Source organism: Colwellia sp. C1TZA3 (assembly GCF_007954265.1).
Lineage (GTDB): Bacteria > Pseudomonadota > Gammaproteobacteria > Enterobacterales > Alteromonadaceae > Cognaticolwellia.
The window spans coordinates 1-22,010 of record NZ_VOLS01000033.1 but is presented as its reverse complement, the minus strand read 5'-3'; the positions used below and the strand labels follow the sequence as shown (position 1 = coordinate 22,010).

Below are 22,010 nucleotides of genomic sequence, written 5' to 3'. Positions count from 1 at the left end.
ATACTTTAAAATAAGGTCAAATGCTAATAATCATAGCTTATTCTAAAACCAATAGTACGAGGTCTTGTGGGCGAAACCCTAAAGACGTTATCAGCTGAACCTGCGGCAACTTGGCCAAGAGAGTCGGTAGCATTGTCAATAAAGAGTGTTGCTTTCCAATCATCTTTGCCGATAGAGGCTGACAGGTTAACCTGAGTATAAGATGGTAACTCGACACGGTCAGCAGCAACTAGGCTATTAAAACGTGAGTCTGTCCACTTGAAAACGCCTTGAAAAACAGCAGAAAAATCGCCGATTTCTTGATAGTAACGTCCGCCAATAACGCCTTCACTTTCTGGTGCGTAAGGCAGGTTTGACCCTACAGGGGTGATGTTTACCAATGTATTTGGAATATAGGTCAATTCTGAATCGATATAACTAAATGAGCCAAAAAGATCAATGTTACCGGTCGCAGCCCAATCAAGTTCAAATTCAGCACCATTGATTTCGGACGATCCAACATTGTCAAAGAATGAGTTATTGGCGATACTAAGGTCAAGAACACCTTGTTGCATGTCACTAAAGTCCACATTATATACAGCGCCATTAAAGCGTAATGTGTTATTTAGCCATGCCGTTTTCCAACCCAATTCAACACTAACGACATCATCGGTATCAAAAGTAGCCGGAATGCCGCCCGTGCCAGCTGAACGGTTGAATCCACCGCCTCTAAAGCCTTCTGAATAGGTACCATAGAACATCGTATCAGCATTCATTTTCCAGCGTATGTTAGCTTTATAGATGGTTCCTGATATCGTATTAGGCGTCAAACCGGCCAGTCTTGCATCTACATTTGTTCCATTATCAGCTTCTGGTCCAGACGCCCGTTGACCATTAGACGATTGTCCCATTAAGCCCATTTCAATCTCGTAGCGACGGGCACCTACGGTTACGGTAACATCGTCGGTAACATCATAAGCAAGTTCACCAAATACCGACAGCTCTTCACGATCTGTTTGGTAATCATTGAAATAGGTTACACCAGGAGGTCGAGCACTGCCATCTGTGTTAGTAAAAGCGCCCGGTATTGGAAAGTTTGGTGAGAAACCTGCTGCAATAGAACCCGCGTAGGTGAAATCGGTTAAAGTATTAAGTTGCTGATCATCATAAAAAACACCACCGATTGCTCTAAAACGGTCTTCGGCATTAGTTGCAACACGAATTTCATGCACAACACGCTCTGTTTCAAATTGTTCAGAAGTGGTCATTACAGGACTAAAGCATTCATCATAACCAGGGTAGCTACAAGTGTAGTAAGGAACGTAAGGGCCTATTTCTATATAAGCGGTATAATCAGTATTACCTTGGAATGTTCGGTTAGTGAACGAGCCGTTATAAATAACTTCAAGCCCGCCCATCATGCCATTCACCGTCCATTGAGTGAGGTCTACCTTATCATCCCCTTCAGTGGGAGAAAAAGTCGAGGCATTTAAGTCGTCTTCTGTACTAATAGCCGGGTCATATTCGAAAGAACCTTCTGTATCAAGCTGTTGGTTTGTGTGCTGTATTAACAAATCCCAATCGTTATTGATTTGCCATAATGCACTGACTCTCATGCCTCGGTATGTCGCTTCATTGTAATCATCTTTTGCCAGTGTAGAGTTACTAACTACTTGTCGAGATGAAGGTACGCCGCCAGCTAATCCTGGATTAGTCAATGGTAATGTCGTCGTGGTAAGGGCATTATCAATAAAGCCACCATCAGTAGAATTATAAGCAGCAACGCGTATTGCAAAGGTATCGTCTACAATGGGAATATTGAGATAACCTTCAGTTTTATTACTAATGCCACCACTTTTGGTAGATGACATACCTACTTCACCACCGGCCCTGAATTCGTCTAATACTGGTTTATTGGTAATAAGACGTACGGTACCTGCCTGTGAACTAGCCCCAAATAATGTGCCTTGAGGACCTTTTAAAACTTCAATGCGTTGTAGATCAACTGCATATAAATCGATATTACGACCGGAAGTAGTAATGGGTGCTTCATCAAGATAAAAGGCGACACTTGGCTCGCCTCCAATGCCAGCAAGTCTGACATCAGAACGGCCCGCGGATACACCACGGATATATGTTTCTTGTTTACCAGGCCCTTGACCTTCAGAGCTAACACCAGGTAACAATGCAATGTAATCTTCAAAGCTATCAATGCCTAGCTCTTGAAGTTTTGCACCACTCATTGTCTGTACAGCAAGCGGAACCGTTTGTTGGTTCTCTGCACGGCGAGTTGAAGTAACGACTATCGTTTCGATCTGACGTTCAGTCTCCACTTTCTTGTCTTCTGCTTTACTCTTTTCTTGGGCTTGAACGGCGCCATTACTTAGTGCAAGAGCGATTGCCATAGTCAATGCGGTTTTAACTGGTCTGTTCTTATGATACATAGGTATCCTCGTTGATTATCTTCGTTGATTATCTTCCTGCGACTTAGTCAGTTTTAATTGGTGCTAAGTAAATTAATATATTAATTTTGAAGCAAAGCGCTTATCAACAGCGACATCCTTTTGCCTCTTAACAACAGACCGTCAGAGTGATGCGAAGACGGCTGTCGCTTAGAAATTATCTGTTATATAGCTTCATTTTTTAATATAGCAGAAATTTTGACGCTACAGCATACTACAATATTTGAAAGATTACCGAATATAGGCAAAATAAACAGTAATCTTCGGTGAAAAGAATCAATTAAGAAGAAGTTATTTTTTGAACCACCCGCCAGGATTACTCAGGCGGGTAGCGATAATATTTTTATAAATATTAAGCAACTTACCTGATCAGCGCTTAATTAAGGCTTCTCCTGACTTTGCCGCTTTATATTCTGCATGCATAAATGCCCAAACAGAAATAATACCAACAGCTGAAATCAATATAAGCATATTCATAAAGCTGGACCAACCACCCGCACTATCGGCCAACCTTCCACCGATAAAAGCAAATGTCGCACTGGCTGCAAAACCAAAAGCATCAATAAGGCTCACCAGTTTTGCGCTATGCGGTCCACCATATTCAATAGAGAATATTGACATAGGTAAATAATAAGCTGGAGAAATTGAAAAAGCGAATAAGAAAATTGCGCTCAGTGCCACCATGTAATTCACTTCAACACTCAGATCAAACCAAGATAAATATTTTAAGGTAAGTACACTCAATAAACTAAGCGTCATCGCTATAGTTAATACTGTTCGGATGCCCTTTTTTGAAAAGCGGTCATAAAATGCAATTGAAGCTAAGAGTCCAGCTAAAGAGCCAATGGGAAATATAGTAGAAGCCATTGCTGCCTGTGAAGGTGATAATTGGTAAGTTTCCATAAGGTAAACCGCAACAAAATCTAGAAAAGCCATCATACAAGTAAGCATCATTAACATCAGCACTACTAGCCAAACTCTGGGACTTTTAACAAATGCTAGCATACCGGCCATCATGCTTGTGCCTTGAAGTGGGTGGTTGTATTTGTTGTCAATGGCCTGTTTTGAAGCTTTTGCTAGGGCGATACCTTCAGCACTAGTGTCAGTATTTTCATTTTCATTTTCTCTGAAAAAATTTGGGTTTTCAGGTTTTTCTTTTAGGAAGAAATAACAACCAATAAATATAACCAGTGCGAAAGCTGCAGCGATGAAGGCAACTGAGCGCCAATGCATAAAGCTCAATAACCAACCGAAAAATAAAGTAGCTAACACCACACTAAATCTAGAGCTAGTGGAAATAATACTCCACACCCGCCCATAATGATGAGGATGATACCATTCACCCACCAGTTTAGTCATACCTGGCCAGCCTGAAGACTTTGTGCAGTAAAGCAAAAATGAAAAAACAGTAAAAGCCATTACATTAGGTGAAAGTCCAAAGGCAATTACAAACAGCGCGGTAAGAAAAATGCCAATTAAAAAAGTAAAGCGCCCACCAATGACATCAGCAAGAGGCCCCCAAATGAGTTTCCCCACCAGCGCACCTAAGGTGCCATAAGCGGCAAAGTCACCAAGATTTGTTTTCGTTAAGCCTAAGGTGTCATCGGCAAGCATTGCAGGACTTAGAATAGTAACCATTTGACGACAGATCATCATGGCGGCATAACCAAGATACATGGCGATAATAATATTTAATTGCTTTGGGGGTCGATTAGACATAAATTCTCTGTGAACTGTTGCAATATAGTTAACTGAGCTGCTATAAAACTAAAGCTCTGTTGGGGGTTAATTGTTATTATTATTGTTTAAACGAGACTATGTTGCTCAGTAGCTTATACCAATTTGATTAATTAAGTGGTCTACTTTTTAATGAGGGAAAATAAAGAAATACAAGACATAAAATTTAGTAAGTAGTTACTCTACTTATAAATTTTATAACGCTGTAGTTTTTTATTTTAACCATTAAAAATGAGCAGATAATTAATCAATTTGGTATTACGTCAAATTTACGCATAAACACTCAGCGTGGGATGATACTAGACTTAAGCAAAATAAGGAAATTTCTGTCAGTACTATTTCTATGGGTAAGATTTTGGTTAGAAGACTTCAGTTTTTACTGTCGACAATATATAAAAATATTGTGAGCTGTAGTAATAAATTTAAGTTGCGTAAACGAAAAGAATTACTAAATTTTTATTTTCGTGTTTAATAGCTAAACATTAAAATTTGTGCTGATACAAATATTGATGAACTTGTGCGTAGAGAGCTTATGAAAGATGAACTTAAACAACTATTTAAGCCATTAAAACTGTTAAAATATTAATAAAAAATATAGTCAGTGGGTATTGCAGAGGTGAAATTAAAAATTTTCACACAAACGGTATTAGTAAAATTTTAATTACTATGGGGATTTTTAAATTTACTTAGCAGAACGCAAAGTAGAAGATGGTACCCGAGGCCGGACTTGAACCGGCACACTCTTACAAGCGAGGGATTTTAAATCCCTTGTGTCTACCAATTCCACCACTCGGGCAACGAGAGCTTTTTTTATAGTAGAGATTGGAACCCTACTTTGATAGTAAACTATCAGATTTGGAGCGGCTGACGAGACTCGAACTCGTGACATTCACGTTGGCAACGTGATGCTCTACCAGCTGAGCTACAGCCGCTTCGAATTACTTTACTTTATAATATAATACATCTAACTGACGTTAATCAATAATGGTACCCGAGGCCGGACTTGAACCGGCACACTCTTACAAGCGAGGGATTTTAAATCCCTTGTGTCTACCAATTCCACCACTCGGGCAACGAGAGTATTTTTATAGTAAAGATTGGGACCCTACTTTGATAGTAAACTATCGTTTTTGGAGCGGCTGACGAGACTCGAACTCGTGACATTCACGTTGGCAACGTGATGCTCTACCAGCTGAGCTACAGCCGCTTCATGTTCCTAATTTATAATAAAGCCTAGAATAAAAGCTTATAACAAAAATTAAGATTTTTAACTTATTTAAAATTTGGAGCGGCTGACGAGACTCGAACTCGTGACATTCACGTTGGCAACGTGATGCTCTACCAGCTGAGCTACAGCCGCTTCATTTTTAAATTTAATCCATACATACGTCAATATGTATTTATACCATTACTGCACTAATGAAATGGTACCCGAGGCCGGACTTGAACCGGCACACTCTTACAAGCGAGGGATTTTAAATCCCTTGTGTCTACCAATTCCACCACTCGGGCAATGTGGAGGCGGGTCCCGGAGTCGAACCGAGGTACACGGATTTGCAATCCGCTGCATAGCCACTCTGCCAACCCGCCAATTACATCAACACTACTTTCATTCACTACCAGTAGATAGTATTCCCTATATTTTCTCTTAAAGAGAAATTGGAGCGGCTGACGAGACTCGAACTCGTGACATTCACGTTGGCAACGTGATGCTCTACCAGCTGAGCTACAGCCGCTTCATCTGCTGACTCCCTGTCAACTGGAAACGCATTCTACATTGAAAAATTTATGAGTCAACCCTTTAATATCAATTTTATTTTGACTGCTCAAAAAGCGACTAATATGGTGTTTTTTTAACTAAAAACAGCTAGTTTAACTTACTTAGCTCTGGCCAAGCGGCTTTAAAATAAATCACCATTGACCAAAAAGTAAGCACAGTGGCGATAGCATAAAAACTAAAAGCCGCAAAAAGCAGTATTTCATGTGGAAATTCAAATAAAATTAATGGGATATCATAAGTTGGATACCAAATTAATCCCATAATTCCTAACATTTGCGTGGCAGTTTTATATTTACCCATTTGTGAAACAGCTATTATTTCTCTTTTACCCCGTGAAGACATAAACTCACGTAAAGCACTAATAAATATTTCGCGCGCAATCATTAATATTGCTGATATCGATATCCACCAAACTTGTAAGTCTTGAATCAAAATCACTAGCGCAGCAACCACCATTAACTTGTCAGCAACGGGGTCAATAAAAGCACCAAAAGCAGATGATTGATTAAGTTTTCTTGCTAAATAACCATCAAGGGCGTCACTAACAGCGGCAAACCAAAAAACAACAAAGGCACCAAAATGGTTCCATGACACCGGTAAATAAAACACCACGATAAAAACCGGGATTAAAACAATTCTAAATAAAGTAATTTGGTTGGGGATTGTCCACATAATATGTCTTATATTCTTATCGTTAACTAATTAAAATTGCATCGAAGTAAAAGACATTTTACACAGATTGTGAGTTAATTGTCATGCAAGGCGTTATAAATATTTTCTGCCAATAATTTACTGATACCCGGCACTTTTTCTAGCGTGGCTCTATCTGCCTTTAATACTTCTTGTAAGCCACCTAAATATTGCAACAGTGCTTGTCTTTTCTTAGCCCCTATTCCTGGAATATCTTCTAATGTTGATTTTTTACTGGCTTTTTGTCGTTTTGCTCGGTGTCCCGTGATGGCGAACCGATGCGACTCATCTCGTATATGTTGTACCAGATGCAGCGCCGGTGAGGTGGCCGGTAAAGATATTAGTTGATGACTACCGGCTAATATTAAGGTTTCTAACCCCGGTTTTCTTGACTCACCTTTAGCAACCCCGACCAACAATGGTGTTTTTACTTTATCTACGCCAGCAAAAAAATCTTCTGCTTTTGCTAACTGCCCTTTACCGCCATCGATAAAAATAATGTCAGGCATTTTTTCTTCACTGGTTACTTTGCTATAGCGTTTGTCTAAAGCAAATGCCATGGCGGCGTAGTCATCACCTGGCGTGATGCCATGCACGTTGTAACGCCGATAGTCACTTTTTAATGGCCCTTCTTGATTAAACACCACATTTGACGCGACGGTTTGTTGTCCCATAGTGTGGCTAATGTCAAAACATTCAATCCGTGATATGCCATTGGTTAATTCAAACACTTCATTTAATGCGACGAATCTTGCCTGCATTGATTCTTTATGAGAATTTTTCGTCATTAAAGCCGTTGCAGCATTTGTACACGCTAATTTAAGGTATTGCGCGCGCTCGGTGCGAACATTATGCGATATTTTTACATCATGCTCTGCTTGGGCACTGATGACCTGAACGATGTCTTGTTGGTTGTCAATGGCCTCAGGGATAATAATTTCTTTTGGGATAGCGCCTAAGTTAAGTTCATTACCAATATAATGTTGGCTGATAAAAGCAGCCATTATTTCGGCATCACTAGTATCGACAGGCACGGTGGGGAAATAACTTTTACTGCCTAATATTTTATGCTCTCTAACAAATAATAGGTGAATACAAGCTTGAGACTTATGACGATGAAGCCCGATAACATCCATTTCTGCGGCAGAGCCACTGACAAACTGCTGCTGCTGAACTTTTCTTAAGGTCGCGATTTGGTCTCGGTATTTTGCCGCATGTTCAAAATTGAGCGTTTTACTGGCGTTTTCCATATTCTCGACTAGATGTTCAATCACAATCGAGCTTTTGCCCTTGAGAAACAATTTAGCTAGCTGCACTTGCTTTTGATAATCTGTTGGCGATATTTTATCTACACAAGGTGCTGAACATCGGCCTAACTGATGCTGTAAGCATGGTCGACTTCGGGCGCGATAGTAACTGTCTTCGCACTGTCTTAGTGGGAAAAGTTTTTGCATTAAGCGTAAACTCTCCCAGACAGCACCTACCGTTGGGTATGGGCCAAAGTAATCGCCTTTAACTTTTTTCCCGCCGCGGTGTAAACCTAATTTTGGGTGTTTGTGATCGGTGATCAGTAAATAGGGATAGGTTTTGTCGTCGCGCAGTAAAATATTATATTTTGGCTGGTACTTCTTAATATAATTATTTTCAAGGATCAGCGCTTCACCTTCCGTATGGGTTACGGTAACGTCAATAGCAGAAATTTGTTTAACCAGTGCGCGAGTTTTATTACTGCCGACATCTTTGCGAAAATAACTCGCTAAGCGTTTTTTTAGCTGCTTAGCTTTACCAACATAGATCACTGTTTGGGCTATGTTGTACATGCGATAAACCCCAGCTTGTTCAGAAACTGCCGCTAGGAAGGCTTTATGATCAAATGAGCTTTCACCATTCGATAAGATATTATCAGACAATGCTATAGCACTTCAGTTTTTAGCATACCGTGGCGAATAGCCAAATGTGTTAGTTCAACATCGTTACCGACATTGAGCTTATCGAACATACGATAGCGATAGCTGTTAATGGTTTTAGTACTTAGCACTAATTGTTGTGAGATATCAGGTACTTTTTCACCACGCGTAATCATCAACATGATTTGCAATTCACGTTCAGACAAACTACTGAAAGGATTTTCATCTGGGGATTTAAATTGGCTTAACGCCATTTGCTGGGCAATCTCTGGTGTTATGTAGCGTTGACCACTATTTACGGCACGAATTGCATTGATCATTTCATCAGGACCAGCACCTTTCGTCAGATAACCTGCCGCACCAATTTGCATCACTTTGGTCGGAATCGGGTCAGTGCAATAAACCGTTAAAACGATAACTTTGACATCAGGCGCATAACGAATAATTTTTTTCGTCGCTTCCAAACCGCCAATACCTGGCATGTTCATGTCCATAAGAACAACATTAGGCTCAACTTTACGACAAAATTGCACGGCTTCCTCGCCTGTTTTAGCTTCACCAATCACCTTAAGTCCTTTTACTTCGTCTAGGATTTTTCGTATTCCAGTACGAACCAACTCATGGTCATCAACTAACAAAACATTTATCAACGGAAAATCACCTTATTTTTACTTTATAAAAAGCATCAGAATTAATAAAAATAATATAGAGAATTGGTCTCTAACACAATATAAATTCTTGCTTTTTTTCTAATTTTTTTCCTCAATCAGTGTTGTTTAAGCCATGATTATAGCTCGTTTTTATTTAGCCAGTTATTTAGCAAACCAATTTGGCCATTTTTATATGCTGCGTAAGTCAAACGCAGCGCATTACTTAAAATAATACTGTCATTCCATTTTGTTTGCTGGACAATCAACTCGTAACATTCTTGCGCTTCTGGTGACAGATAACCCCGCATTTCTTTTTTACCGCGATCTTTTTGTCGTTCACGATAACGCTTTTGTTTTTCAGCATTAGTTAATGCTTTCTTTTTTATATCCATCAATACCTTACCTATTAAACGTTTAAAATATTAGTTGTTATAACTAACCAATTCTTACAAATTATTTTGAATTTGTTAAGTCATATATAAATTTATTTAACTGTTCGGAGTTGTTTAGCGTACAAGTGTTAGCTAAAGTAACGTTTTTGAAATTATCAATAAATCTATAAGTGATCTCATGGAACAACAAAATTCGTTCTCAAAAGAAGACCTAGTAAAAGCAGGTACTGGTGAAATGTTTGGTCCTGGCAACAGCCAGTTACCCTCTGACAACATGTTAATGATGGATAGAATTGTTAGCATCAATGATGATGGTGGCGAGCATGGCAAAGGCGAAATTATCGCCGAATTAGACATAAACCCAGACCTTTGGTTTTTTAATTGTCACTTTAAAGGTGACCCTGTTATGCCAGGTTGTCTTGGCTTAGACGCTATGTGGCAATTAACTGGGTTTTTCTTAGCATGGTCAGGTGGTCCAGGTCATGGCAGAGCTTTAGGTGTCGGAGAAGTCAAGTTTACCGGACAAATTCTGCCAACAGCGAAAAAAGTCACTTACACAATCACCTTAAAACGCGTTATTAAGCGTAAATTATTTATGGGTATTGCTGACGGTACCGTTGCTGTTGATGGTCGTGTGATCTACACAGCAAAAGATTTAAAAGTAGGTTTATTTACAGATACCACTAAGTTTTAATTTAGTATTTGATAAATACTGCAGTACTAGAGAGCCCGTCAATTAGACTGGCTCTCTAAATTTAAAATTTAAACACAGAAAAAAACAAAAATAGTAAAGTAAAGGTCCAACAAAAAAATCACTTTCATTAATCACTTCTCATTGAAACGCGCAGCGCCTCGGTGTCCTCAGTGGTAAAATCTCTTAAAGCTCTTAACTCACTCTCATACAAAACCAAAAGCGATAAAACAAAAAAACATTCACCACCGAGGGCACAGAGAGACTTCGTCCACACAGAGAAAAGCAAAAATATTAAGGTAATGTCTTAGCCAATATAAATTTACCTGCATTAAATTCTTTCAGTACTTACTCATTCTTTTCTTATTCTTTCCTCCCTGTAAATCTTAAAAAAATTCACAGAAAAACATTCACAGAAAGAAAAGAATGAGGACTGAATGAGGAAAAGCAAAACATTAATCTAAAGGTTCAACAAAAAAATCACTTTCACTAATCACTTCTCAGTGAAGCGCACAGCGCCTCGGTGTCCTCGGTGCTAAAATCCCTTAAAGTTCTAAAGTCGCTTAAATTCCTAAAACTTCTTAACCATCAAAAGTATCTAATACCAGTTCCATTAAGTTTGTGATCTTGTTGTGCGCAGGAAAAATAATTCAAGGTAAGGCGCTCGATTGAGCAATAGCTGGCTATTGGGAGTGAGAGCAACACAGCCTTGAGCTATTTTAACTAGTACAAGTGAGCAATAACTTAATGGGATTGGTATAAAATCCTAAGCATAAAAAGCCAGCAATTAAGCTGGCGCTTGTTTGTCTAAATTTTTAAAACACTTTAACGTTAAGCATTAGCAATACGTGCATCAACCACAGCAATCGCTTGATCAATTCTAGCCAAAACCTTTTGTTGGTCTAACAACGCCAAAGTAATATCCAGAGAAGGTGAATTACCACCACCCGTGGCAGCAACGCGCAATGGCATGCCCACTTTACCCATGCCTACTTCCAGCTCTGTTGCCGTATCATTAATCGCAGCATGAATAGGTGCAGGTGACCAATCAGTCAAAGCCGCTAATTTATCTTTGACTAACAACAAGGGTGCTTTTACTACTGGGCGTAAATGTTTTTTCACCGCGCCAGCATCAAGCTCAGTAAAATCCTCATAAAAATATCGGCTGATTTGTGCCATTTCTTTTAATGTTTTCACTCTATCCGCTTGTACTTTAACGATTTCTTCAAGGGCTGGGCCATTTTCAACATTGATACCTTGATCGCTCATATGCCACGCAAGATGAGAGGCAACATAAATGGGATCTAGTGTTTTCATGTAATGCTGATTAACCCAAATAAGTTTGTCAGTATTAAAGCCTGAAGCGGCTCGATTACAATCCTTAAGATCAAATAACTCAATCATTTCTTCACGTGAAAAAATTTCTTTATCGCCATGTGACCAGCCCAAACGAACTAAATAGTTCAGTAGTGCTTCTGGTAAGTAACCGTCATCACGATATTGCATTACACCCACAGCGCCATGACGTTTTGATAAACGCTTGCCGTCATCACCTAATATCATCGGGATATGAGCATATTCAGGTACGGTTGCGCCTAATGCTTTTAAGATATTAATTTGTTTTGGCGTATTACTGATATGGTCATCACCACGAACCACATGAGATACTTTCATATCCCAATCATCAACAACAACCGTTAGGTTATAAGTCGGTGTACCATCTGAGCGAGCAATGATTAAATCATCAAGTTGCTCATTGCTAATGGTAATGTCACCTTTAACCATATCTTTAATTACGACGTCGCCGTCTAGTGGGTTTTTAAAACGAATAGCATAAGGTTTATCTTCTGGATAATCCGTGCGCTCACGCCATAAACCATTATATTTTTCGATTTCACCTTTCTCTTTAGCCTCGGCACGCATTGTGTCAACTTCTTCAGCTGTGCTGTAACAACGATAAGCGTTACCTGATGTTAATAGTTGCTCAATCACCTCTTTATAACGATCAAAGCGTTGCGTTTGAAAATAAGGGCCATGAGTCCATGGTAAGTTTAACCAGTTCATGCCGTCCATAATAGCGTCAACTGATGCTTGTGTTGAACGCTCTATATCGGTGTCTTCTATTCGAAGAATAAAGTCACCGCCATTTTTTTGAGCATAGAGCCAACTATATAAAGCAGTACGAGCACCACCAACATGTAAATATCCCGTAGGGCTAGGGGCGAATCGAGTTGTTAAAGTCATATAAGTCTCAATGAAATATCTATTTGCTTAAATCAGCAAATTAAACAAAGGTTATTAAAAAAGTTGCTATATTTTATCAGGCACACGCATGAAATACACCTTTAGCGCGTTAAATATCCTGACAACCTAAGATTATAAATAAAAATAAAGTTCACAAAACCACCAGTCTGTCGAAATTTAAAGCATTCAAGCTAAATAGTTAAAAAAAATATAAATAATTACTGAGTTTTGGTTGACAGCTTTTTTGATCTCCCTATAATACGCCCCCACAGAGAAGGACGATTAGCTCAGTTGGGAGAGCACCGCCCTTACAAGGCGGGGGTCACTGGTTCAAGCCCAGTATCGTCCACCACTTCTATGCCATATAGAAGCAAAACCAAAATGGACGATTAGCTCAGTTGGGAGAGCACCGCCCTTACAAGGCGGGGGTCACTGGTTCAAGCCCAGTATCGTCCACCACTTCTATACCATATAGAAGCAAAACCAAAATGGACGATTAGCTCAGTTGGGAGAGCACCGCCCTTACAAGGCGGGGGTCACTGGTTCAAGCCCAGTATCGTCCACCACTTCTATACCATATAGAAGCAAAACCAAAATGGACGATTAGCTCAGTTGGGAGAGCACCGCCCTTACAAGGCGGGGGTCACTGGTTCAAGCCCAGTATCGTCCACCATATTTATTTCTTATTAAATTTCTTAGTTAACACTTAACCCAAAAGTAAACGTTAAAGCACTTTCTCCTCTTTATCACCCGCGCCAAGTCACTAGTTCAAACCCAATATCGTCCACCATTTTTATTTATTATTAAATTTCTTAATTAGCACTTAATCCAAAAGTAAACGTTAAAACACCTTCTCCTCTTTATCACCCGCGCCGAGTCATTAGTTCAAACCCAGTATCGTCCACCATCTTTATTGCTTATTAAATTTTTTGGTAACACTTAACCCAAAAGTAAACGTTAAAACACCTTCTCCTCTTTATCACCCGCGCCGAGTCATTAGTTCAAACCCAATATCGTCCACCACCTTTATTGCTTATTAAATTTCTTAATTAGCACTTAATCCAAAAGTAAACGTTAAAGCACCTTCTCCTCTTTATCACCCGCGCCGAGTCATTAGTTCAAACCCAATATCGTCCACCACCTTTATTGCTTATTAAATTTCTTAATTAGCACTTAATCCAAAAGTAAACGTTAAAGCACCTTCTCCTCTTTATCACCCGCGCAGGGTTATCGGTTTAAGTTCTGTATCGTCAGCATTTATGTAGTGTCACATCGTTCATGGCTCAACATTGCTAGTACAGCTAAAATATTTTATATGTCATGACCTATTCAACTTCACCGCCATAGTCACAACTAAATGTCATCAATAAGGTTTTAATATTCTCTGAGCATCAATTAAGCATTAACAATTTTCTTAATTACTCATTTTACTCGCAGTTCTGGCTAATACGACAACGACATCGCAAAAAAACTAAGATATAATTAGCTTTTTCATTAACTACAAGAACAGACCTACATGCCTTCAAATTTTCCGCTTATTGATGTTTCTACACAGCCTATCGAACTTTGTAAATTACTAAAAATAGCGAATATGGTGAGTGGTGGCGGTGAAGCTAAAATAGTAATTAGTGAGGGATATGTACTATTGAATAACGAAGTAGAATTTCAAAAGCGCAAAAAAGTTTATCACGCTGATATTATAGAATTTAACAGTGAAATTATTCAGGTTAATGTTGTTAAACTCGGCAAAGATGAATTACCGCTAACGACTAAAAAACAAGTAGCAGCAACTTTAACCAAACAGAGCGCGTTTAAAAAAGCTAAAAAGAAAAAATCTAATATTAATGAAAAAACACAAACCGTTCAAGTAACTGACACCCCCCGCTCAAAGCGTAAACCTATTTCTTTTTAAATACAGTGCCTCAATCCAGGCTGATTTTCTATAGTTAAGAGTGAATGCATTTATAAATTTTTGCCAAAAAAATTTCTTGTTCCATTTCAGGAACAAGCTGACGACGACCAAAGCCAAATTTTTTTTCCCACATTACCTCCCCCATACTTCTAAGGTCAATTTACAGCAATCTTTCACAATACCTATTTTTCAGCCTAATCCAATAGGTATTGTAGTAACCCTTGAGTTCTAAATAGCCTAAGTCCTCAATGTCGTAAAAGTTAATCAACAGTTTTGCGTTAAATATTTAAAAGCCTTTAACATTAGGCAAAATTTTCTGTTCACGTACCATTAAGAGCTTTGTTTTTATCTGAAATTTATAATACTGGTAATGGTTTGCTAATCTTAATGTGAACGTTACTCGCTAACAAAGAGATATAATAATTATGAGTTTCACTGTTATTTATCTTGCTAGACATGTCGACACTAAGCGCCTGCTACTGCAGAAGAGAAATCTGCTGAGTCCAAGTGAAATTTCGTGGTATATAGCTAAATCCAGCTGAGTAATCACGATATCTTATGGCGGCAAAAGAGACGATAAATAACACATCGAACGCAAAAGAGATTATTTTTATTGCCGGTAGTAATAATCCCTATAATTATAACAGCATAGATTATGATGACGAACCATCAAGGCCCAGTAATAAAATCTGGCGCTATAATATCGATACCAATAAATGACAAATCACCTATAGCAAAATGGCTACTATAGACCATTGTGGCCTATTAGAACTCAGTGGAAAATTACTGTTCAATGACGGTATGAGCAAAAAACAACAAGTGCTTAAGGGTATTAACCGTTGTTAATCCTCATTTATAAACAATTTTACCTATTGGCGCGATTTAAACCTTTTGTGGCTGAAATTGCCCTGCTAGAATAAGCGTTATATTTTATACTTGTTTATTAATGGAATTTTTTCTCAATGCGTACAAGCCAATATTTACTTTCAACTTTGAAAGAAACCCCTGCTAATGCTGAAGTTATCAGTCATCAATTAATGTTACGTGCTGGTTTAGTGCGTAATGTCGCATCAGGTTTATATACTTGGTTGCCGACAGGTTTAAAGGTACTTCGTAAAGTTGAAAACATTGTGCGTGAGGAAATGGAACGAGCGGGTGCATTAGAAGTACTAATGCCGATGGTTCAGCCCGCTGATTTATGGGAAGAGTCGGGCCGCTGGGAAGACTACGGCCCCGAGTTATTACGTTTAAATGACCGTCATAACCGCGCTTTTGTTTTAGGTCCAACGCATGAAGAAGTCATTACTAAACTGGTTAGTAACGAAATTAGTAGTTACAAACAACTGCCATTGAACCTGTTTCAAATTCAGACAAAATTCCGTGATGAGATTCGTCCTCGTTTTGGCGTAATGCGTGGGCGTGAGTTTTTAATGAAAGATGCTTACTCTTTTCATTTAGGCGAAGAGTGCTTGAAAAAAACATATCAGGCGATGTTTGATGCCTATTGTCGTATTTTCGACCGTTTAGGCTTAGATTACCGTCCAGTGATTGCTGATACCGGCGCTATTGGTGGTGAAGCGTCACATGAATTTCACGTTTTAGCCGATTCAGGCGAAGATGACATCGCCTTTAGTGATGTCAGCGATTTTGCTGCAAACGTAGAAAAAGCAGAAGCGCTAGCACCAACAGGTGAACGACCTGCAGCAATACAGAATTTAGCAGAAGTTTCAACACCTAATGTGCGCACAATAGAAGACCTTGCTACATTTTTATCTGTTGATGCAAGCCATACTGTTAAAACATTGTTAGTCGTTGGCGTAGCAACAAAAGCAAATAAAGCCCCTCTTGTTGCTTTAGTGTTGCGTGGTGATCATCAGTTAAATGAAGTTAAGGTCGAAAACTTAGCACAAATTGCTTCGCCCTTAACTTTTGCCACTGACGAACAAATTTTAGCAATCGCTGGTTGTAGTGCCGGCTCAATCGGTCCAGTTGGCTTAACTATTGATGTTATTGTTGACCGAAGTGCAGCGCATTTAGCCGACTTTGTTTGTGGCGCAAATAAAAGTGACATGCACTTAACCGGCGTAAACTGGGATCGTGACGCACAAAACTACAGCGTTACCGACTTACGTAATGTGGTAGCCGGTGACCCTAGCCCTTGTGGCCAAGGTAGTATTGTTATTAAGCGTGGTATTGAAGTGGGTCATATTTTCCAACTAGGTGAAAAATATGCTCAAACCATGAGCTGTGGTGTGTTAACAGAAAACGGTAAAAACCAAACTTTAACTATGGGTTGTTATGGTATTGGCGTTTCACGTATCGTTGCCGCCGCAATCGAACAAAATCATGATAAATACGGTATTAAATGGCCTGCCGCTATTGCTCCTTATCAAGTGGCGATTGTGCCAATGAACATGGCAAAGTCAGCGCGCGTTAAAGAAACCGCAGAAGCGTTATATGAGCAATTACAAACTGTTGGCATAGAAGTTATTTTTGATGATCGCAAAGAACGCCCTGGTGTTATGTTTGCCGATCATGAATTAATTGGTACACCACTCTTACTTATTATTGGTGAACGTAATCTCGACAACCAAGAAATTGAAGTGAAAAATCGTATTACTGGTGAGAAGTCTATGTTGGCAATAGCCGATGTTATGTCTTTATTTACCTAATCATGCACTCGCTAACTTAGCGATAAATGTCATACATATATAAATATAACAACGGCTTTGCAGTTTATGCAAAGCCGTTTTTTTATCTCTTAGATTCAAGTCTGGTTATGTTATACCAGTTCCATTAAGTTTGTGATCTTGTTGTGCACAGGAAAAATAATTCAAGGTAAGGCGCTCGATTGAGCAATAGCTGGCTATTGGGAGTGAGAGCAACACAGCCTTGAGCTATTTTAACTAATACAAGTGAGCAATAACTTAATGGGATTGGTATTACTAGCTTTAGCACAAAAAATAGCAGGTATGCCAATAAAGCACTCGGTCATACTATTGATTAATTTTCCTGATCAAAACTTATTATTAACGAATAAACAGCCAAACACACAATCATAATAACAAGATGATATAGTTATTAATGATTTATTATAAAAAACTTACAAGTAACTGTTTCAAAGTTAAGCAATATTCGCAACAATAGACTTAAGCAAAAGAATGTAATGCCCGCGCTGTTAATTTTTTGAACTTATTGTGTGCAGACAAAACCTAAGTACTCACCTCCATGTGAGCACAGGTTTTTAGTTCCAGACAAAACCTAAGTACTCACCTCCATGTGAGCAGCACCTTAGGCTATTTTGACTAGCGCAAGTCGGTAATAACTTAATAAGGTTGTTATAAAATGCGTTTTACAATAACTATAGCTTTATGTTTAGCTTGATTTTCTTTTAACGATGACAATAACGTTAATTCACTTTTATCATTTATAAGACTGCCATTATGAAAACTATCACCAAATCTTCAAAATTAAAAAACGTCTACTACGAAATTCGTGGACAAGTTGCCGCCGAAGCCAAACGTTTAGAAGATGAAGGCTATAAAATTTTAAAACTTAATATTGGCAACCCTGCTCCCTTTGGTTTTGAAGCGCCTGATGATATTTTAAAAGATGTTATTCGCAATCTACCAACAGCCCAAGGTTACTGTGAGTCGAAGGGAATTTATACTGCGCGCGTAGCGGTTATGCAGTATTTTCAACAACAAGGCATTTTAGATGTCAGTGTTGACGACATTTATATCGGCAACGGCGTCAGCGAACTCATTGTTATGGCTATGCAAGGCTTGTTAAATAATGGCGATGAAGTGCTTATTCCAGCACCTGATTATCCATTATGGACCGCCGCTGTTGCCTTGTCTGGTGGTGAGCCTATACATTATCATTGTGATGAAGAGAATCAGTGGTTTCCAGACTTAGATGATATCGCGAGCAAAATATCGTCAAAAACCAAAGCTATTGTTTTGATCAACCCCAATAATCCTACTGGTGCGGTTTATAGCGAAGAATTACTTCAAGGTGTAATCGAACTTGCGCGTGAACATAACTTGATTATATTCAGTGATGAAATATACGATAAAATTCTCTATGACCAAGCACAACATATTCCAACGGCAAGATTAGCTACCGATGTTTTAATCATCACTATGGGTGGTTTGTCTAAAAACTATCGTATCGCAGGCTTTCGTGCCGGTTGGATGGTCATTACTGGTCCTAAAATTCATGCCGAAGATTATTTAAAAGGCTTAGATATTCTCTCTTCAATGCGCTTGTGTGCCAATGTGCCTTGTCAACATGCTATTCAAACCGCACTTGGCGGCTATCAAAGCATTAATGAATTAATTCAAAATGATGGCCGCTTATTAAAACAACGTAACCTTGCGCATGAAATGATCAACAAAATTGATGGTCTTTCGTGTAATCCAGCAATGGGCGCTTTATATTTGTTTGTTAAAGTAGACCAAGAAAAATTTAATATCCATGATGATGAAAAAATGATTTTAGATTTACTTAAGCAAGAAAAAATACTCTTGGTGCACGGTCGTGCTTTTAATATCAAGCAAGACAATTACTTTCGTTTAGTGTTTCTCCCTCATGTCGACGAATTAAAACCTGCATTAGAAAAACTAGGCAATTTTTTCCGTACCTACCGTCAATCAGCAAGTGAATAAGGTTATATAATGCAAAGTACTTTTCTCGCTTGGATGTTCAGAATGCCACTAATTAAACGTTGGTCGTTGATGTTTTGTGTTAAACCAGAAAATGTTGCAGAGCATTCTCACCAAGTGGCCATTGTCGCCCATTTGCTGGCTGTAATTAAGAATAAAAAATTTTCCGGCAACATTAATGCTGATAAAGTAGCTACTGTCGCGCTTTATCATGAAGCCAGTGAAACCCGTTTTGGTGATATTGTTAGCCCGACAAAATACGCCAATCCTGAAATTGCTCGCGAGTTTAAAAAAATCGAATATATAGCTGAAAAACAATGTCTTCAGTCTTTACCTGAAGAGTTTCAAGCCATGTTTGCTGATATTATTGTGCAAGATAATGTGGATGTTCAATACAAAAAAATTGTCAAAGCAGCTGATATTTTAGTGGCTTATATTAAAGCGCTTGATGAATTAAACCATCAAAATCATGAGTTTGACCATGTAAAAGAACGCTTAGAATTGAAACTAGAAACAATTAAACAGCAAATGCCTGAAGTCGCCTATTTTATGGATGTTTTTCTGCAGTCATGCTCAGCAACCGTTGATAAACTAACCGAAGTTCAAGTTAAAAAATAGTCATGAACTACCGCTCTTAATTTATTTTGGAATAATTTATAATATGATGATTAAAAAACATTTAGGTTTTTTCTTTAACCTTATTGCTATGGTATTATTTATTCCAGGTATATTATTGCCAATGTTCTCACTCAATATGGCTATGACAGCCAATATCAGTGGTGCAAAAATCACTAATACAATCATTGATAAAAACTTGTCGTTGTTACAAACCATACAAGAGCTTTGGCAAGATGAACGCTTGTTAGTTGCGCTATTAATTTTTACCTTTTCTATTTCAATACCGGTGTTAAAATTTATTTTACTTAGTATTGCTTACGCAAATAAGCACTCTGGATTAGAAATTACGGTTTATAAATTTATTAGCAAAATTGGCAAATGGTCAATGGCTGACGTTTTTGTTGTGGCAATTTTTCTTGCGGTACTATCAACCAATCACGCTGAAACCGCAGCAGCACAACAATTAGCTTTATTTGGTTTTAAGTTAGATTTTATTGTCAGCAGCGAAACATTATCCGCATTAGAACCAGGCTTTTATTACTTTACTAGCTATTGCCTATTATCTTTATTAGGTACAACTATTAGTAACAGTAGTATTAACACAAAGACCAAAAAGCTATCGCCCTCAACATCAGCGGACACTGTGATAAATTAGAACTATTGCATAATACAGAGTAAGTTCTTCTATAGTTACGATACTTAAGCACTTAACATAGGAGTATTTTATCGATCTTTCACCCCACAATATGACAAGTTTATTCGCTCAGTTGGGTATTAAAAATAGTAATGAAGAAATAGAGATTTTTATTGTATCTAACCCTGGTATCTAGGTAAATCAAGCACTTGCTGATGCTGATTTTTGGAGTCTTGGAGTCAAATAGTAAGTGCATAACTTGAATAGGTAGAAAAGTGGTCGCTGAAGTTGGTTTTTTATTTATTAAGCTTTTCACTAATGATAACTCATAAAAACTTTACCATTTCCTAGGTTCTTATATTGCTAAAGTTATTTCTATTTAATAGTAAATAACATGGTTTGTTTAGTTATTTAAACTAAGTACGTGATGTTATGATCTCATGTAAAAATTGCGGCTGATTTAAAGTAAAACCTTCGGCGTCAAGCCATAACATTGCTTCATTTAAATGGTCAAAAACACAACGATCGTATCCCATACCTGTGTTTGGTATCATTTTTTCCAATTGCATTTCTTTTACTGAACTAGGTTGATAAACATGGCAGTCTTTAATACAACCCTGTTCTTTAAACCACTGACAAAGTTCAGTTACATGTTGTTCTATTTCTGGTGTACCTAACTCCCATTGTTCAAAAATAGAAATTATTGCCCAATCACTGCCAATCAAGGGTGCTGCCGCTATTTTAAATTCTTTTACATAAGCAATAATAGCTTCTTCATTCCAAGAATCTGCAAACCACTGCATAAGTACTTTATCAGTAACCTTTATTTTCCAACGGCCGTGAATTTGTAACATAAAAGAACCAAGTGAAATAAAAGAAAGTATAATATACAGCTTACGATGGCAGTAAGCTAACTCTGTTTTAAAAAGCCATAAAAATCATGTTATAAAATCACAAAAAATATTACAATCTGCTATAGGTCAATTTGATAACTGAGTCACTTTGGAAACACGGTTTATAAGTAATCACATTTTAAGCCTTATTTTTTTAATGCTAGCTATGACTAATAAATTTTCATATGCTGACGATAATACGCTGAACATTAGCGTCCCCCCCCCTTTCCGCCATTTAATAGCTTTTCTCAGGATCCAGAGTGCACAGGCGTAGGTGTTATTGCAATAAAAGAGGTAACCAAAAATATCAAGGTAAAGCTTGCGTTAGCTTCTTACCCATACGCTAGAATTATACACTCCTTGAAAACTGGACAACTCGATTTAGCCTTTATTTTCAAAAACAATACTATTGCCAATGATGTTGAATATATTGGCCCTCTCTCGCTATCGAAAGTTGTTGTCTTGACTAAAAATAACATTACGATTCAACATTATGATGAATTATACCAGTTCCATTAAGTTTGTGATCTTGTTGTGCGCAGGAAAAATAATTCAAGGTAAGGCGCTCTATTGAGCAATAGCTGGCTATTGGGAGTGAGAGCAACACAGCCTTGAGCTATTTTAACTAGTACAAGTGAGCAATAACTTAATGGGATTGGTATTATACCAGTTCCATTAAGTTTGTGATCTTGTTGTGCGCAGGAAAAATAATTCAAGGTAAGGCGCTCGATTGAGCAATAGCTGGCTATTGGGA

Annotated in this window: 16 protein-coding genes, 12 tRNA genes and 1 pseudogene; 12 read left to right on the top strand and 17 right to left on the bottom strand. The window is 38.2% G+C overall.

The window, feature by feature from the left end; all coding sequences use genetic code 11:
- Positions 1-23: 23 nt before the first annotated feature.
- The 14 genes from ESZ39_RS10955 to ESZ39_RS10890 form a co-directional block, all read right to left on the bottom strand.
- Positions 24-2,423, bottom strand: coding sequence for a TonB-dependent receptor (locus ESZ39_RS10955; RefSeq protein ID WP_146879937.1), 2,400 nt, complete (start codon positions 2,421-2,423; stop codon positions 24-26).
- Positions 2,424-2,810: 387 nt separating this feature from the next.
- A complete protein-coding gene (locus tag ESZ39_RS10950) occupies positions 2,811-4,160 on the bottom strand; it encodes an MFS transporter (RefSeq protein ID WP_146879936.1) in 1,350 nt (449 codons plus the stop codon).
- Between the two features lie 727 nt (positions 4,161-4,887).
- Positions 4,888-4,974, bottom strand: a tRNA-Leu gene (locus tag ESZ39_RS10945).
- Positions 4,975-5,034: 60 nt separating this feature from the next.
- Positions 5,035-5,110: transfer RNA gene (locus ESZ39_RS10940), tRNA-Gly, on the bottom strand.
- Positions 5,111-5,163: 53 nt separating this feature from the next.
- A tRNA-Leu gene (locus tag ESZ39_RS10935) sits at positions 5,164-5,250 on the bottom strand.
- A gap of 59 nt (positions 5,251-5,309) precedes the next feature.
- A tRNA-Gly gene (locus tag ESZ39_RS10930) sits at positions 5,310-5,385 on the bottom strand.
- Positions 5,386-5,462: 77 nt separating this feature from the next.
- Positions 5,463-5,538 (bottom strand) — tRNA-Gly (locus tag ESZ39_RS10925).
- 65 nt (positions 5,539-5,603) lie between these two features.
- Positions 5,604-5,690: transfer RNA gene (locus tag ESZ39_RS10920), tRNA-Leu, on the bottom strand.
- A gap of 4 nt (positions 5,691-5,694) precedes the next feature.
- A tRNA-Cys gene (locus tag ESZ39_RS10915) sits at positions 5,695-5,768 on the bottom strand.
- Between the two features lie 70 nt (positions 5,769-5,838).
- Positions 5,839-5,914, bottom strand: a tRNA-Gly gene (locus tag ESZ39_RS10910).
- A 131-nt stretch (positions 5,915-6,045) separates the two neighbouring features.
- Positions 6,046-6,630: a CDP-diacylglycerol--glycerol-3-phosphate 3-phosphatidyltransferase gene (gene pgsA / locus ESZ39_RS10905; protein WP_146879935.1), complete on the bottom strand. Its 585-nt coding sequence runs from the start codon at positions 6,628-6,630 to the stop codon at positions 6,046-6,048.
- Positions 6,631-6,704: 74 nt separating this feature from the next.
- Complete coding sequence (gene uvrC, locus ESZ39_RS10900) at positions 6,705-8,558, bottom strand: excinuclease ABC subunit UvrC (RefSeq protein ID WP_146879934.1); 1,854 nt, start codon at positions 8,556-8,558, stop codon at positions 6,705-6,707.
- 2 nt (positions 8,559-8,560) lie between these two features.
- Entirely contained in the window at positions 8,561-9,205 is a 645-nt protein-coding gene (gene uvrY, locus ESZ39_RS10895) for a UvrY/SirA/GacA family response regulator transcription factor (protein WP_146879933.1), read from the bottom strand.
- A gap of 137 nt (positions 9,206-9,342) precedes the next feature.
- Positions 9,343-9,597: a hypothetical protein gene (locus tag ESZ39_RS10890; RefSeq protein WP_191321763.1), complete on the bottom strand. Its 255-nt coding sequence runs from the start codon at positions 9,595-9,597 to the stop codon at positions 9,343-9,345.
- A gap of 178 nt (positions 9,598-9,775) precedes the next feature.
- Here ESZ39_RS10890 and fabA point away from each other — a divergent pair, with 178 nt between their 5' ends.
- Positions 9,776-10,291: a 3-hydroxyacyl-[acyl-carrier-protein] dehydratase FabA gene (gene fabA / locus ESZ39_RS10885; RefSeq protein WP_146879931.1), complete on the top strand. Its 516-nt coding sequence runs from the start codon at positions 9,776-9,778 to the stop codon at positions 10,289-10,291.
- Between the two features lie 828 nt (positions 10,292-11,119).
- On the opposite strand, the gene gltX is transcribed toward fabA, so the two are convergent.
- Positions 11,120-12,532, bottom strand: a complete 1,413-nt coding sequence (gltX, locus tag ESZ39_RS10880; protein WP_146879930.1) for a glutamate--tRNA ligase — start codon at positions 12,530-12,532, stop codon at positions 11,120-11,122.
- Positions 12,533-12,808: 276 nt separating this feature from the next.
- Here gltX and ESZ39_RS10875 point away from each other — a divergent pair.
- The 10 genes from ESZ39_RS10875 (at position 12,809) to ESZ39_RS18380 (ending at position 20,559) form a co-directional block, all read left to right on the top strand.
- A tRNA-Val gene (locus tag ESZ39_RS10875) sits at positions 12,809-12,884 on the top strand.
- A 31-nt stretch (positions 12,885-12,915) separates the two neighbouring features.
- Positions 12,916-12,991, top strand: a tRNA-Val gene (locus ESZ39_RS10870).
- Between the two features lie 31 nt (positions 12,992-13,022).
- A tRNA-Val gene (locus ESZ39_RS10865) sits at positions 13,023-13,098 on the top strand.
- A gap of 31 nt (positions 13,099-13,129) precedes the next feature.
- Positions 13,130-13,205, top strand: a tRNA-Val gene (locus ESZ39_RS10860).
- An 843-nt stretch (positions 13,206-14,048) separates the two neighbouring features.
- Positions 14,049-14,444 (top strand): RNA-binding S4 domain-containing protein, encoded by a 396-nt coding sequence (locus tag ESZ39_RS10855; RefSeq protein ID WP_146879929.1) that lies wholly within the window; start codon positions 14,049-14,051, stop codon positions 14,442-14,444.
- A 962-nt stretch (positions 14,445-15,406) separates the two neighbouring features.
- Positions 15,407-17,116, top strand: a complete 1,710-nt coding sequence (locus ESZ39_RS10850) for a proline--tRNA ligase (RefSeq protein ID WP_146879928.1) — start codon at positions 15,407-15,409, stop codon at positions 17,114-17,116.
- A 771-nt stretch (positions 17,117-17,887) separates the two neighbouring features.
- Positions 17,888-19,114, top strand: a complete 1,227-nt coding sequence (locus ESZ39_RS10845) for a pyridoxal phosphate-dependent aminotransferase (RefSeq protein ID WP_146879927.1) — start codon at positions 17,888-17,890, stop codon at positions 19,112-19,114.
- Positions 19,115-19,123: 9 nt separating this feature from the next.
- A complete protein-coding gene (gene yfbR / locus ESZ39_RS10840) occupies positions 19,124-19,729 on the top strand; it encodes a 5'-deoxynucleotidase (protein WP_146879926.1) in 606 nt (201 codons plus the stop codon).
- A gap of 43 nt (positions 19,730-19,772) precedes the next feature.
- Positions 19,773-20,384, top strand: coding sequence for a paraquat-inducible protein A (locus ESZ39_RS10835; RefSeq protein WP_317615710.1), 612 nt, complete (start codon positions 19,773-19,775; stop codon positions 20,382-20,384).
- Between the two features lie 70 nt (positions 20,385-20,454).
- Positions 20,455-20,559: a DUF2789 family protein gene (locus ESZ39_RS18380; protein ID WP_223270354.1), complete on the top strand. Its 105-nt coding sequence runs from the start codon at positions 20,455-20,457 to the stop codon at positions 20,557-20,559.
- Positions 20,560-20,779: 220 nt separating this feature from the next.
- Here ESZ39_RS18380 and ESZ39_RS10825 read toward each other — a convergent pair whose 3' ends face one another.
- Positions 20,780-21,217 (bottom strand): hypothetical protein, encoded by a 438-nt coding sequence (locus tag ESZ39_RS10825; protein WP_146879925.1) that lies wholly within the window; start codon positions 21,215-21,217, stop codon positions 20,780-20,782.
- A gap of 273 nt (positions 21,218-21,490) precedes the next feature.
- Here ESZ39_RS10825 and ESZ39_RS18375 point away from each other — a divergent pair.
- Positions 21,491-21,775: pseudogene (locus ESZ39_RS18375) on the top strand (hypothetical protein); the annotation flags it as partial.
- Here the strand turns inward: ESZ39_RS18375 and ESZ39_RS18055 are convergent.
- The coding region (locus ESZ39_RS18055; protein WP_223270351.1) for a hypothetical protein at positions 21,772-22,010 on the bottom strand (239 nt) is incomplete at its 5' end. The pseudogene ESZ39_RS18375 and the gene ESZ39_RS18055 overlap by 4 nt on opposite strands.

Bases quoted from the DNA above. Each gene is read 5' to 3' on its own strand.
- ESZ39_RS10955 (WP_146879937.1), bottom strand. From the start codon at position 2,423: ATGTATCATAAGAACAGACCAGTTAAAACCGCATTGACTATGGCAATC.
- ESZ39_RS10950 (WP_146879936.1), bottom strand. From the start codon at position 4,160: ATGTCTAATCGACCCCCAAAGCAATTAAATATTATTATCGCCATGTAT.
- pgsA (WP_146879935.1), bottom strand. From the start codon at position 6,630: ATGTGGACAATCCCCAACCAAATTACTTTATTTAGAATTGTTTTAATC.
- ESZ39_RS10890 (WP_191321763.1), bottom strand. From the start codon at position 9,597: ATGGATATAAAAAAGAAAGCATTAACTAATGCTGAAAAACAAAAGCGT.
- fabA (WP_146879931.1), top strand. From the start codon at position 9,776: ATGGAACAACAAAATTCGTTCTCAAAAGAAGACCTAGTAAAAGCAGGT.
- gltX (WP_146879930.1), bottom strand. From the start codon at position 12,532: ATGACTTTAACAACTCGATTCGCCCCTAGCCCTACGGGATATTTACAT.
- ESZ39_RS10855 (WP_146879929.1), top strand. From the start codon at position 14,049: ATGCCTTCAAATTTTCCGCTTATTGATGTTTCTACACAGCCTATCGAA.
- ESZ39_RS10850 (WP_146879928.1), top strand. From the start codon at position 15,407: ATGCGTACAAGCCAATATTTACTTTCAACTTTGAAAGAAACCCCTGCT.
- ESZ39_RS10845 (WP_146879927.1), top strand. From the start codon at position 17,888: ATGAAAACTATCACCAAATCTTCAAAATTAAAAAACGTCTACTACGAA.
- yfbR (WP_146879926.1), top strand. From the start codon at position 19,124: ATGCAAAGTACTTTTCTCGCTTGGATGTTCAGAATGCCACTAATTAAA.
- ESZ39_RS10835 (WP_317615710.1), top strand. From the start codon at position 19,773: ATGATGATTAAAAAACATTTAGGTTTTTTCTTTAACCTTATTGCTATG.
- ESZ39_RS10825 (WP_146879925.1), bottom strand. From the start codon at position 21,217: ATGTTACAAATTCACGGCCGTTGGAAAATAAAGGTTACTGATAAAGTA.